Raw genomic sequence first — 12,162 nt, 5'->3', positions numbered from 1 at the left:
TGGTCACAGTTGAGTTGTGCCTGTTTCCGCTGCCCTGGTGCTCGACGCGCTGGGCGACCAGAGTCGCCGAGCGATCCTGGAACACCTCGTGCGCGGGCCGAAGCCGGTCGGTGAGCTCGCCAAGGTGCTGCCGATCTCGCGGCCCGCGGTCTCCCAGCACCTGAAGGTGCTCAAGGACGCCCAGCTGGTGTCCGCCGAGACGATCGGCACGCGGCACTTGTACCGGGTGAACCGCGCCGGCCTGGACGCCCTGCGCGACTACCTCGACCGGTTCTGGCGCACCGCGCTGGCGAACTTCGCGGCGATCGCCGAGGCCGAGGCCGCCGCCCAGAAGGGCGCCAAGCGCGCCAGGTGAACTGCGGGACCGCTGCCCCGGGCGATACGGTGCTCGAGCTGACGCCGGGGGAGGAGGCATCGCGATGAGCGCGGACGTGAAGGCGATGGCAGCGGTGGAACGCGGCGAGCTCGCCGATTTCCTGGAAACGCTGGCGCCGGAGCACTGGGACGTGCCGAGCCTCTGCACAGGCTGGACCGTGCGGGACGTGGTGACCCACATGATCGGCTACGACGAGCTCGGCCTGCTGCGCACGATCGGGTCGCTGGCCCGCAGCGGCTTCTCGCTGCACCGCAGCAACGCCAAGCGGGTGGCCGAGGCCGAGCACACCCCGGCCGAGCTGATCGCCCTGCTGCGCAAGCACCAACGGCCACGGGGGATCACGGCCGCGTTCGGCGGCTTCATCGCGCTGGTCGACGGCACCGTCCACCACCAGGACATCCGCCGCGCACTCGGCAAGCCCCGCGAGATCCCCGCCGACCGGCTGCGCGCGACCTTGCGCCTCGCGCTGCGGGCGCGGCCGATCCACGCGGCTCAGCGTGCGAAGGGCCTCGGGCTGGTCGCGTCCGATGTGGACTGGACGCACGGGGACGGCCCGCAGGTGCGGGGTCCGGGGGAGGCGCTGCTGATGGCGCTGGCCGGCCGGGCCGAGGCGCTGGCCGAGCTGACCGGCCCGGGTGTGGCGACGCTGGCCGGACGGGTCTAGGGCCTAGTCCTCGCGGTGATCGCCCGCCGTGCCGTCGATCAGCTCACGCACGACGTCCATGTGACCGGCGTGCCGCGCGGTCTCCTCGATCATGTGGATCAGCACCCAGCGCAGGCTGACCTGCTCGCCGAACCACGCGGTGCCGGTGGTCTCGACGTCCACCTCGGCGATCACCGAGTCGGCGGCCGCGCGGGCCCGCTCGTAGAAGGCGAGCACGTCGGCCGTGGTCTCGCCGGGCTCGATGCGCAGGTCGGCGTTCTCATCGTCGTCGTCGAACGGCAGCGGTTCGGTCTCGCGGCCGAACGTCTCGCAGAACCAGCCGTACTCGACCGCGGCCAGGTGCTTGACCAGCCCGAGCAGGTTGGTGCCCGTCGGCGTCATGGCCTTGCGCAACTGCTCGTCGTCGAGCCCCTCGACCTTCCACAACACCGCTTGGCGGTGCCGTTCGAGGCTCGCGTGCAGGCTTTCCTTCTCACCGCCGGTGTACGGCACTCGGATCATGCCGCGGACCCTAGTCACGACCACCGACAACCCGCGCGTCGATTTCGGAACCCGCGGACCTGCCCACGGACGGCCGGGCCGGTGTGGGCCCGGCCGTCAGGCGTGTCAGCCGGTCTCAGCCGGTCCTGGTGTCAGCCGGTCGCGGCGCCGGCCAGGGAATCGGGCAGCGGGTCGTACCGGGAGAAGTGGCGGGTGAACGTCGCCGCACCGGAGGTGAGCGAGCGCAGGTCGATCGCGTAGCGCAGCAGTTCGCTCGCGGGCACCTCCGCGTGCACCACGCTGTAGCCCGGGACGTCGGCCGCCTCCGTGCCCAGCACGCGACCACGACGGCTGGACAGGTCGCCGAGCACCGTGCCGAGGTGTTCGTCGGGCAGCCGGATCGACACCTCGTCCACCGGTTCCAGCAGTGCGACCCGGCCCGCGGCGGCGGCTTCCTTCAACGCGAGCGAGCCCGCGGTCTGGAACGCCGCGTCGGAGGAGTCGACGCTGTGCGCCTTGCCGTCCACCAGTGTCACCCGGATGTCCACCACCGGGTGGCCGTCGCCGCGCAGGCCACGTTCCATCTGGGCCCGCACGCCCTTCTCCACGCTGGGGATGAACTGGTTCGGGATGGCGCCACCGACGATCTTGTCGACGAACTCGAATCCGCTGCCGCGTGGCAGCGGCTCGACCTTGATGTCGCACACCGCGTACTGGCCGTGCCCGCCGGACTGCTTGACGTGCCGGCCTTTTCCTTGCGCGGGGCCGCTGAACGTCTCGCGCAGCGCCACCCGCACCGGCTCGCTGTCCACGTCGGCGCCGCCGGCCCGCAGCCGGGCGAGCACCACGTCGGCATGCGCCTCGCCCATGCACCACAACACCATCTGGTGGGTCTCGGCGTTGCGCTCCAGGCGCAGCGTCGGGTCGCTGGCCACGAGCCGGCCGAGGTTGCGGGCCAGCGCGTCCTCGTCGCTGCGGGTCTTGGCCACGATGGCGACCGGCAGCAGCGGCTCGGGCATCGTCCACGGCGCCATCAGGATCGGGTCCTCGGGCGAGGAGATCGTGTCGCCGGTCTCCGCCGAGCCGATCTTGGTCAACGCGCACAGGTCGCCCGCGACGCAGAACGGCACCTCGCGCAGGTTCGACCCGAGCGGTGAGTAGACGTGCGCCACCCGCTCGTCGGCGTCGTGGTCGTCGTGGCCGCGCTCGGCGAGGCCGTGCCCGGAGACGTGCACCGGGCGTTCCGGGCGCAGCGTCCCGGAGAACACCCGGACCAGCGACACCCGTCCGACGTAGGAGTCGACGGCGGTGCGCACGACCTCGGCCACCAGCGGGCCGTCCGGGTCGGCGGTGATCGCGGCGTGCTCGGCGCCGTCGGGCGTGGTGACCGCCGGCAGCGGGTGCTCCAGCGGGGACGGGAAGCCCTGCGCCATGACCTCCAGCAACTCGGCGAGACCCATGCCGCTCGACGCGCACACCGGGATCACGGGGTGGAAGCTGCCGCGCGCGACCGCGGTCTCCAGGTCGGCGATCAGGACGTCCTGGTCGATCTCCTCGCCGCCGAGGTAGCGGTCCATGAGGGTCTCGTCCTCGCTCTCGGCGATGATCCCCTCGATCAGTTCGTTGCGTGCGTCGGCGATGTCCTCGCCGTCCGGGTCGGACACCACGGGCGGGTAGCCGCCTCCGTAGTCGAACCGGCGCTGGGTGATCAGCCCGATCAACGACGGCGTGCCGTCATCCGCGGGCAGGTAGAGCGGGAGCACGCCGGCGCCGAACTGGTCCTGGCACGCGGCGATCTCGGCGGAGACGTCGGCGCGCTGGTGGTCGGTGCGCGCGATGACCACTGCTCGCGGCATGGCTACGGCGGCACACTCCGCCCACACGGCGACGGTCGCCGGGTCCACGCCCTCGGCGGCGCTCACCACGAACAACGCGGCATCCGCGGCTCGCAGTCCGGCCCGCAACTCACCGACGAAGTCGGCGTACCCGGGGGTGTCGATGAGGTTGATCTTGATGTCGCCGTGCAACACCGGTGCGACGGACAGGCCGACCGAGCGCTGCTGGCGGACCGCGGCCGGGTCGTGGTCGCACACCGTCGTGCCCTCGGTGACCGAGCCCGCCCTCGGCACGGTGCCGGTCGCGGCGAGCAGGGCCTCGGCGAGCGTCGTCTTGCCGGATCCGGATGGACCCACGAGCACGACGTTCCTGACCTTGGCTGGATCGTCCACCGCGACTGCTGATTGGTCCTGGGCGCTGTCGCCATGCTTGCTTGCCATCTGGCCCTCACCTCCCGGGTGTCGGGGGCCGGCCGGCGGCCCCGCCGAATGGTCTGTGTTCGATCTCACACCTGTTGCCAGGCTGGGACAAGCCCAGGACGGCCTCGTGGCGCCGAGTGGCGCCGAGGTGGCCAAGTGGCCTGCCGAGAACGGGTGCCATTGGCCCGCCTCAGCAGGCCACGTGCGTCGTACATTGCTAGTAGCAGGTTCCTGACCTGCTGGTATGACCCACATCACGAGTTCGTTCGAGAGGCGCAGCGTGTCCGAACCACAGCCCACCACTGAGACCACCACCGGGGTCGCGGAGACCGGCACCGCGCGGGTGAAGCGCGGCATGGCCGAGATGCTCAAGGGCGGCGTGATCATGGACGTGGTCACCGCCGAACAGGCGAAGATCGCCGAGGACGCGGGCGCGGTGGCCGTCATGGCGCTCGAACGGGTGCCCGCGGACATTCGCGCGCAGGGTGGCGTCGCGCGCATGAGCGACCCGGATCTGATCGACGGCATCATCAACCAGGTCTCGATCCCGGTCATGGCCAAGGCCCGGATCGGCCATTTCGTCGAGGCGCAGGTGCTGCAGTCGCTCGGCGTGGACTACATCGACGAGTCCGAGGTGCTCACGCCCGCCGACTACGCCAACCACATCGACAAGTGGCAGTTCACCGTGCCGTTCGTGTGCGGTGCCACCAACCTGGGTGAGGCGTTGCGCCGGATCACCGAGGGCGCGGCCATGATCCGCTCCAAGGGCGAGGCCGGCACCGGTGACGTGTCCAACGCGACCACGCACATGCGCAAGATCGGCGCCGAGATCCGCCGGCTCACCTCGCTCTCGCCGGACGAGCTCTACGTGGCGGCCAAGGAACTCCAGGCGCCCTACGAGCTGGTGCGCGAGGTCGCCGAGAAGGGCAAGCTGCCGGTCGTGCTGTTCACCGCGGGCGGCATCGCCACCCCGGCCGACGCGGCGATGATGATGCAGCTGGGCGCCGAGGGCGTGTTCGTCGGCTCCGGCATCTTCAAGTCCGGCGACCCGGCCAAGCGCGCGGAGGCCATCGTCAAGGCGACGACCTTCCACGACGACCCGGACGTGATCGCGAAGGTCTCGCGTGGTCTGGGCGAGGCCATGGTCGGCATCAACGTCGAGGACGTCCCCGAGCCGCACCGGCTCGCGGAGCGTGGTTGGTAAGCCGAAGGTAAATCGCAAACGCACAGCGCGACGGCCCGGGTGGAAGTTCACCCGGGCCGTCGTTCGTGTGATCGCGGGTCGCGCCAGCCGCCGACCGGACCAATCGCCTCGGCGTTCGGTCCCAGCCGATCGTCGGTAGTTGCGCCGCTCGCGCCCAAGACACCTGATCTTCGACTTTCGTTCGTTCCACCCGCGGGTTTCGCCTGTCACCTTCCTCTCATTGCCGGGTGAACCCTGTCGGGAGGGATCGTGACACCGCGCCGCAAGCGCCTCGCGCTGTTATCCGCCGTACTGACCGTCCTCGCGTCGGTTTTCGTTGTCCTGCAAGCGGGCGCCAGCTCCGCCGCGGGCACGCCGCTGACCGTGGCCCAGGCCATCGCCGGGCAGAACGGGAGTACGGCGACCGTCCGCGGTTACGTGGTCGGCCAGCCCACGGCGACCACCACGGTCGTCACCAGCAACTTCCCCAACGACTACGCGCTCGCGCTCGCCGACGCGCCGGGGCAGACCGCCACCGGACAGGTCCTCTACGTGCAGATCACGTCGACCTTCCGCTCGGCGTACGGGCTGCAGTCCAACCCCGACCTCGTCGGCAAGGAACTGGACGTCACCGGGGCCCTGGGCGCGTACTTCTCCCACCCGGGCCTGAAGTCGACGACGGCGTTCACCATCACCGGCTCCTCGACGCCGACGACCACCACCACGACGTCGGCGCCCGGCGACCCGGGGGACACCGACGCCTACTACGCCGCCGCGCTCGGCAAGACCGGTCCGGAGTTGAAGGCCGCGCTGCACACCATCATCAGCCAGATGACCAAGCTGTCCTACGACCAGGACTGGGACGGGATCAAGGCCACCGACGAGGACCCGAACAACCCCAACAACGTCATCGAGATCTACAGCGGCCGCTCGGTGCCCAAGAGCACCAACGGCGGCGACCCGGACGACTGGAACCGCGAGCACGTGTGGGCGAAGTCCCACGGTGACTTCGGCACCGCGACCGGGCCCGGCACCGACCTGCACCACCTACGGGCCGAGGACGTGACGGTCAACAGCACGCGCAGCAACAAGGACTTCGACAACGGCGGTTCGCCGGTCGACCAGTGCTCGGGCTGCCTGACCGACAGCGACTCCTTCCAGCCGCGGGACGCGGTCAAGGGCGACGTCGCCCGCATGATCCTCTACATGGCCGTGCGCTACGAGGGTGACGACGGCTTCCCCGACCTCGAGCCGAACGAGTCCACCTCGAACAACACCAACCCGAACATCGGCAAGCTCTCGGTGCTGCTGGCGTGGAACGACCAGGACCCGCCGGACGCCACCGAGATGCACCGCAACGAGGTCATCTACACGCAGTTCCAGCACAACCGGAACCCGTTCATCGACCACCCGGAGTGGGCGCGGGCCATCTACGGCTGAGCCGCCGCTCCCGCGCCGCGCCCCGGTCCGAAGTGGACCATGCTCAGGCCGGGGCCGGCGCGGGGGTGCGCAGCAGCAGGTCGGCCAGCTTGTGCGTGCCGATGGTGGCGTCGCGGTCGACGTGCCCGGGGATGCCGGGCACCTTGCCCTTCATGCTGTGCTGGTGCAGCACCAGCTTCGGGTGGCTGAACCCGGGTTTGCCGGGGTTGCCGTTGAACCGCGCGATCCAGAGCATCACGTTCGCGTCCGCCCAGTCGTTGGGGCGCAACACGTTGGTGAACCAGTCGAGGTTGGCGTAGACGAACACCCGCTTGATCCCGCCCTTGGCCCGCAGCTTCGCGATGAACTGCGGGATGAACGAGTTCGCGGTGTCCCGCAACCCGGACGCTTCTTCCATGTCGAGCATCGGCGCCAGCGAGGTCGACGACAGCATCGCCCGGGCGTGCAATTGCTCGAAGAACAGGTCGACTTGTTTCTGGACGTTGCCCTTGCGGGCGAAATGGTAACCGCCGACCCGGATCCCGGCGGCCCGCGCGCCGGGCACGTGGTGGCGGGCCTGCGGGTCGACGAATTCCTCCCCGTCGGTCACCTTGATGCTGGCGAACGTGATGTTGTTGCCGCGCACGGCATGCCAGTCGTCCACCACGTTGTGGTGGCTGACGTCGATTCCGAATTCCATCGTTCTCATCCGTCCTGATTTGACAATGGCTGATGCCAGGACAGATGCGCCGATCCGGGTTTTGATACGAACCGGGTCAGGCGCCGATGCAGACGAACCCGGCCGCGGCGGCCCGGCCGGCGGGGCTCTCGTCGCGCACCTCACGCTGGGCCTCGGCCAGCGCGGCGGCGGGGGAGTGACCCTTCGCCAGCCGTTGGTGCAACGCCACCATCAGCGGCGCGGTCTCGGCGTCCGGGATCGGCACCACGGACGCGATCAGCCGCATGGTGCCGCGCGCGATGAACGTCGCGGCCAGGCCGAGCAGCTCGTCGCCAGTGCGCACCACCGACCGGCCGCTGTCGCACGCGGCCAGCACGACCGTGCTCGGCACGCGGGGCAGGCGTTCCAGGTCGTAGACCACCAGCGGGCCGTCGTGCAGGCGCAGATCGGAGAACAGCGGGTTGTTCGTGGCCAGCCGCCCGTGCGCGGCCAGGTGCATGACGTCCACAGTGGTCAGTGCGGCCAGCACGGCGCCGACGGTCGCCGTGTCGTCGAGCATCGCCTGGGCACCGTCGTGGATCGCGGCCACCGCTTGGGCTTCCGCGCGCGCCCCGGACAGGCCGGGACCGGCGGCCACCGCCACGCCTTGGGCCGCGGAACCGGTCGCGGTCGCGGCGGCGTGCCACAGGGTCGCCGACGGTGACACGACGACCGGCCGGTGCGCGCACGACGGCAGGATCGACCACGGCAGGCTGTGCAGCCCGCCGGTCGGCACGACCACCAGCGGCCGGTCGCCGATCTCGGCGAGGCCGGCCAGCAGCAGCCGGTCCAGCCGGACCGCCGTGGCGTCGAGCAGGGCCGCGGCCGCTTCGATCGTGGCACTGCGGCCGTCGCGGCGGGCGAGCTTGTGCAAGGCGAACGGGATCCGGTCGAGCAGGTCGGTGACCTCGGCCACCGCGGCCAGCTCGTGCCTGCGAAGGACTCCGTCGACCAGCGTGAGCGCGTGCAGCTTCCCGTCGAACTGCACGAACTCGAGGAGCGCGCGGTCCCCGAGCGCGGCGCCCAGCACCGACGGCGACACCGGCCCGGCGCCTTGCTGGCCGCTCCCGCCGGGCAGCAAGCGGTTGCGATCCCGGATCCGCCGCTCCAGCGCGACCTGCCGTTGTTCCAGCCGCGCGACCGGCTGCCCGGCCAGCCGTGCCTTGTCGATCTCCAACGCGGTGGCCCGCAGCTCACCCAGCAGCTCGGCCAGTTCCGGGTCGGGCGGCGGCAGCACGGCGCGGTGCACGAGCCGGCTCGCCCGGCCGCGCTCGGACCACTCGAACACCTGGCGGGCCCGCCCGTCCCGCATGGCGATGCGCAGGCCCAGGTCGGTGAGCTCGGCCCGGTGCACGGCCGAGTACACGCGCAGGTCGGTCGCGCCGAGCGCGGTGCTGTGCTCGTCGAGGATCCGCAGCCCGGCCCGGACGGCGGTGGCCGCCTCGCGGGTGCGTCCGTCGGCCTGGCGCAGCAACGCCTCGGCGTACCAGCCGCGCGCACGCCGGGCCGCCGGCCCACGCCGTCGCTCGGCGCTGGCCGGCTCGAGGTGCCCGCGGCTCACGTCGGCGCGGCCGCGTCGTTCGGCCAGGCGCGCCGCGACCAGCCGCGCCTCCAGCGCGGCCGCCTTGCGGCCACCGGCCACCAGGACGTCCACAATGGACTGGACGTGCGCGTCGGTGATCTGCTCGCCGTTCGCGAGCCCGGCCTGCACGGCGGTCAGCCGGGCCAGCGCGGCCCAGCCGTCGCGGTGCTGCGCGGCGAATTCCTTGGCGGCCAAGCGGGCCTGGGTCGCCGCCTCCGCGGTCTTGCCATCCAAATAGGACGCACGGGCCAAGGTCAGCCGCATCTCCGGGACCTTCAGCTGCCGCCGGCTGGCCTGGAAGGCGGCGATCGCGCGCTCGGCCACCTCCCGCGTCTCGGCGACCAGACCGACCGACAGCAACAGCTGGCTGCGGTCCAGCAGCACCGGCGCCAGCTGCCCGCCGTGCTCGACGATGGTCCTCTCGGCGTCGTCGAGGTAGCGCAAAGCGGCCGGGACGTCGCCACGCAACGACTCCACGAAGCCCAGGTTCTCGGCGATGATCCCGATGGCCAGCGGCCGGTTCAGCTCGCGCGCGATCGTGTCGGCTTCCTTCAGGTCGGCGATGGCCGCCTGGTAGTAGGCCAAGCCGGACAGGGTCAGGCCGCGGTTGACCAGCGCGCGCTGCAGGTCACGGCGTTGCTGGGTCCGGCGCAGCGCCGGGATGGCGATGCGGAACTCCGCGAGCGCCTCCTCGAGCCGGCCGACCTCGTACAGGATCACCGCGCGCTGAGCGCGAGCGATCGCCTTGCCCGGCCCGGTCAAGGACGACAGAGCGGCGTCGATGGCGTGCAGCGCCGCGCGGGGCTGGCCACGCTGGACCAGCGCGTAGGCGAGTTTCATCCGGGCTTCGCCCGCGAGCGTCGTGGAGCCGGCCTCGTCGCCATGGCGGGCCGCCGCACGCAGGTGCCGGATCGCGGCGGGCACCTCACCGCACTGGGACAGCGAATGCCCGAGCGCCAGTTCCGCGACCGCCGCCGCCACCGGGTCGCCCTCCCGTCGCGCCCGGCGCACCGCGAGCCGGGCCGCGGGCTGGGCGCGTCCGGGGTTGGCGTCCGCGAGGCGCATCGCGGTGCGGGCCGCGGCGAGCGCGGTGTCCGGCTTCGCGGTGTGCGGCTCCCCAGTGTGCGGCTCCACGGGGCAAGGGTAAGGACAAAGCGGCGGCAAAGCGGCGGTAACGGGCGTGATTGCCGGCTTGATTCTCGTATCAACCCGGGTGTTCGGGTCTCTGGGTAGTGGACACCCCCGACGACGTGAGGTGAAGCAATGAGCGAGACACCACCCCTCGTTCTGCCGACCACCGCCGAACCCGACCAGCTGGTGGTGCACCTCCCGCACCTGGACCTGGTGACCGCCTGGCTGCGCGACAACGGCACCCCGGTCACCAAGGAACTCGCCCGCGACGACCGGCTGGGGCTGGCGCTGCTCGAGGTCAGCGTGGCCGATGCGATCGAGCCGGTGCTCAAGGCCATGCGCGAGCACTTCCGGGACACCTTCCGCGGCTGGGTCCCGCTGGTCGGCAAGAACCGGCACCTGACCAGCGTGGTCGGGCTCGGGGAGACCAAGCCGCACTCGGCCGGCCTCCCGTCCCCGGCCTCGCCCGAGGCGAGCACCGCACAGCCGGACGACGGCCGTGGCGTGCGCGTCGGCCTGGCCGATTCGGCGATCGCCGACCACCCGGATCTCGTCGGGCGGTTCGTGGCCGAGCGGTCGGCGGTCTGGCTGCCGCCGATGCTGGGGCCGACGCCCTTCCGGGCCGGGCACGCCACGTTCGTGGCCGGGCTTGTGCTGCGCCAGGCGCCCGCGGCCGAGCTGCACGTGGTCGACGCGTTGAGCGCAGACAAGGGTGAGGCCACGGTCTGGCGGCTGGCGACGAAGCTGATGGACCTCGCCGAGAAGAACCTCGACGTGATCAATCTGTCGGTCGGCTGCCACACCGAGGACGACCAGGCGCCGCTGGTGTTGCGCCGCACGATCGAGCTGCTCAGCCCGCGCGTGCTCGTGATCGCCTCCGCGGGCAACCACGGCGCGCCGGCACCAGGCCAGCCGAAGGCGATGGCCCGGCCGACCTGGCCCGCCGCGCTGCCCGACGTCGTCGCGGTCGGCGCCACGGACGGAGCCGCGGAAGCCGACTACAGCCCGATGGCGCCCTGGGTGACGTGCACCGCGGCGGGCACCGCCGTGAGCACCTACCTGGACGCGTCCGTGCTGCTCATCGACCAGCTGTCGGTCCCCGCGAGCGAGGGCGATGTGAAGGCGTTCGAGGGCTACGCGACCTGGCGCGGCACGTCGTTTTCCGCCGCCGCGGTCACCGGCGCGATCGCGGCGGCCACCAAGCCCGGGCGGGTCAGCGCCCGCGACGCGCTGGCGCGGCTGCTGTCCGAACCGGGCGGTGTGGTCAGCAAGTACGTGTTGCCGTCATGATGGACCTCATGCGCGACGACGCGACCGTGGTGGCGCTGGTCGAGCAGGCCCGGACCGGCGACAAGGCGGCATGGGACCGGATCGTGGAGCGGTACGCGCCGCTGGTCTGGTCGATCTGCCAGCGGCACCGGCTTTCCGACGCCGATGCCGAGGACGTGGGCGCGAACGTGTGGCTGCGGCTGGTGGAACGGCTGGAGACGTTGCGCGAGCCGGCCGCGCTGCCCGGCTGGCTCGTCACGACCACCCGCAACGAGTGCCTGGTTCTGTTGCGTGGCAAGCAGAAGCAGGTGCCGGTGGAGCACGAGCGGCTGCCCGAACCGGACATCGGCACCGGCATCGACCTCGACGAGGCGTTGGTGGCGCAGGAGCGGCACGTGGTGTTGCGCACGGCGTTCGCGGAGCTGTCGGAGAAGTGCCGCAGGCTGCTGTCGATGCTGTTCGACGACCCGCCTACGTCCTACACGGACATCGCGGCGCAGCTGGGCATGCCGATCGGCGGCGTCGGCCCGAACCGGATGCGCTGCCTCGAACAGCTGCGGCGCCGGCCCGTGGTCGCGGCCCTGCTCGCGCAGACGGCGGGACGGAGGTGACCGGGGTGGCGCGTGAGTGGCCCGACTGGACCGATGACGAGCAGCTGTACAACGAATTGGGGGAGGCCTTGCGCAGTGCGGCAGCCGTGCCGTCCCGGTTCGTCGAAGCGGGCAAAGCGGCCTTTGCTTGGCGGACAATCGATGCCGAACTGGCCGAGCTGAGCTACGACTCCGTTGTGGACGGTGCGTTGGCCGGGACCCGGGCCGAGCCTGCGGCGTTGCGCTCACTGACCTTTGTGGCCAGTGGCGTGACCATCGAGGTGGAGCTGACCGAGGACGCGTTGCTGGGCCAGGTCGTCCCCCCGCAACCCGGCACCGTGGAGTTGCGCCAGAAGGACGGCTCCGCGACCGCCGCGCCGGTGGACGAGGTCGGCTGGTTCGTCCTGCGCCCGCTCCCGGTGGGCCTGTTCCGCCTCCTGGTCCACACCGCCGACGGCCGCTCCGTCCTAACCGAATGGGCCACCCTCTAACCCT

11 protein-coding genes are annotated in these 12,162 nt (G+C 71.5%); 7 read left to right on the top strand and 4 right to left on the bottom strand.

Annotated elements, in window-relative coordinates:
• The first annotated feature begins 16 nt into the window (after positions 1-16).
• Entirely contained in the window at positions 17-355 is a 339-nt protein-coding gene (locus EV186_RS15610; RefSeq protein ID WP_133849933.1) for an ArsR/SmtB family transcription factor, read from the top strand.
• Between the two features lie 64 nt (positions 356-419).
• A complete protein-coding gene (locus tag EV186_RS15605; protein WP_133849932.1) occupies positions 420-1,040 on the top strand; it encodes a maleylpyruvate isomerase family mycothiol-dependent enzyme in 621 nt (206 codons plus the stop codon).
• Between the two features lie 3 nt (positions 1,041-1,043).
• Here the strand turns inward: EV186_RS15605 and EV186_RS15600 are convergent, their stop codons facing one another.
• Both EV186_RS15600 and EV186_RS15595 read right to left on the bottom strand, forming a co-directional pair.
• A complete protein-coding gene (locus tag EV186_RS15600) occupies positions 1,044-1,541 on the bottom strand; it encodes a DinB family protein (RefSeq protein ID WP_133849931.1) in 498 nt (165 codons plus the stop codon).
• A 131-nt stretch (positions 1,542-1,672) separates the two neighbouring features.
• Complete coding sequence (locus EV186_RS15595) at positions 1,673-3,796, bottom strand: elongation factor G-like protein EF-G2 (protein WP_133849930.1); 2,124 nt, start codon at positions 3,794-3,796, stop codon at positions 1,673-1,675.
• Positions 3,797-4,055: 259 nt separating this feature from the next.
• On the opposite strand from EV186_RS15595, the gene pdxS reads away from it, so the two are divergent.
• Positions 4,056-4,979, top strand: coding sequence for a pyridoxal 5'-phosphate synthase lyase subunit PdxS (gene pdxS / locus EV186_RS15590; protein WP_133849929.1), 924 nt, complete (start codon positions 4,056-4,058; stop codon positions 4,977-4,979).
• Positions 4,980-5,228: 249 nt separating this feature from the next.
• On the top strand, positions 5,229-6,398 hold the full coding sequence (locus tag EV186_RS40785; RefSeq protein WP_424982722.1) for an endonuclease: 1,170 nt from the start codon (positions 5,229-5,231) through the stop codon (positions 6,396-6,398).
• A gap of 43 nt (positions 6,399-6,441) precedes the next feature.
• Here the strand turns inward: EV186_RS40785 and EV186_RS15580 are convergent, their stop codons facing one another.
• Entirely contained in the window at positions 6,442-7,077 is a 636-nt protein-coding gene (locus EV186_RS15580) for a glycoside hydrolase family 25 protein (protein ID WP_166659185.1), read from the bottom strand.
• A 76-nt stretch (positions 7,078-7,153) separates the two neighbouring features.
• Positions 7,154-9,811 (bottom strand): CHAT domain-containing protein, encoded by a 2,658-nt coding sequence (locus EV186_RS15575; protein ID WP_133849927.1) that lies wholly within the window; start codon positions 9,809-9,811, stop codon positions 7,154-7,156.
• A gap of 129 nt (positions 9,812-9,940) precedes the next feature.
• On the opposite strand from EV186_RS15575, the gene EV186_RS15570 reads away from it, so the two are divergent.
• The 3 genes from EV186_RS15570 to EV186_RS15560 are packed head-to-tail and all read left to right on the top strand — an operon-like array spanning position 9,941 to position 12,158.
• Entirely contained in the window at positions 9,941-11,098 is a 1,158-nt protein-coding gene (locus EV186_RS15570) for a S8 family peptidase (RefSeq protein WP_133849926.1), read from the top strand.
• Positions 11,099-11,106: 8 nt separating this feature from the next.
• Positions 11,107-11,688, top strand: a complete 582-nt coding sequence (locus EV186_RS15565; RefSeq protein WP_208115608.1) for an RNA polymerase sigma factor — start codon at positions 11,107-11,109, stop codon at positions 11,686-11,688.
• Between the two features lie 5 nt (positions 11,689-11,693).
• Complete coding sequence (locus tag EV186_RS15560) at positions 11,694-12,158, top strand: hypothetical protein (protein ID WP_133849924.1); 465 nt, start codon at positions 11,694-11,696, stop codon at positions 12,156-12,158.
• Positions 12,159-12,162: the final 4 nt, after the last annotated feature.

Source organism: Labedaea rhizosphaerae (assembly GCF_004362825.1).
GTDB classification, from domain to species: domain Bacteria; phylum Actinomycetota; class Actinomycetes; order Mycobacteriales; family Pseudonocardiaceae; genus Labedaea; species Labedaea rhizosphaerae.
Note: the sequence above shows the minus strand (reverse complement) of the source record. Positions and strands in the feature narration are given on the sequence as shown.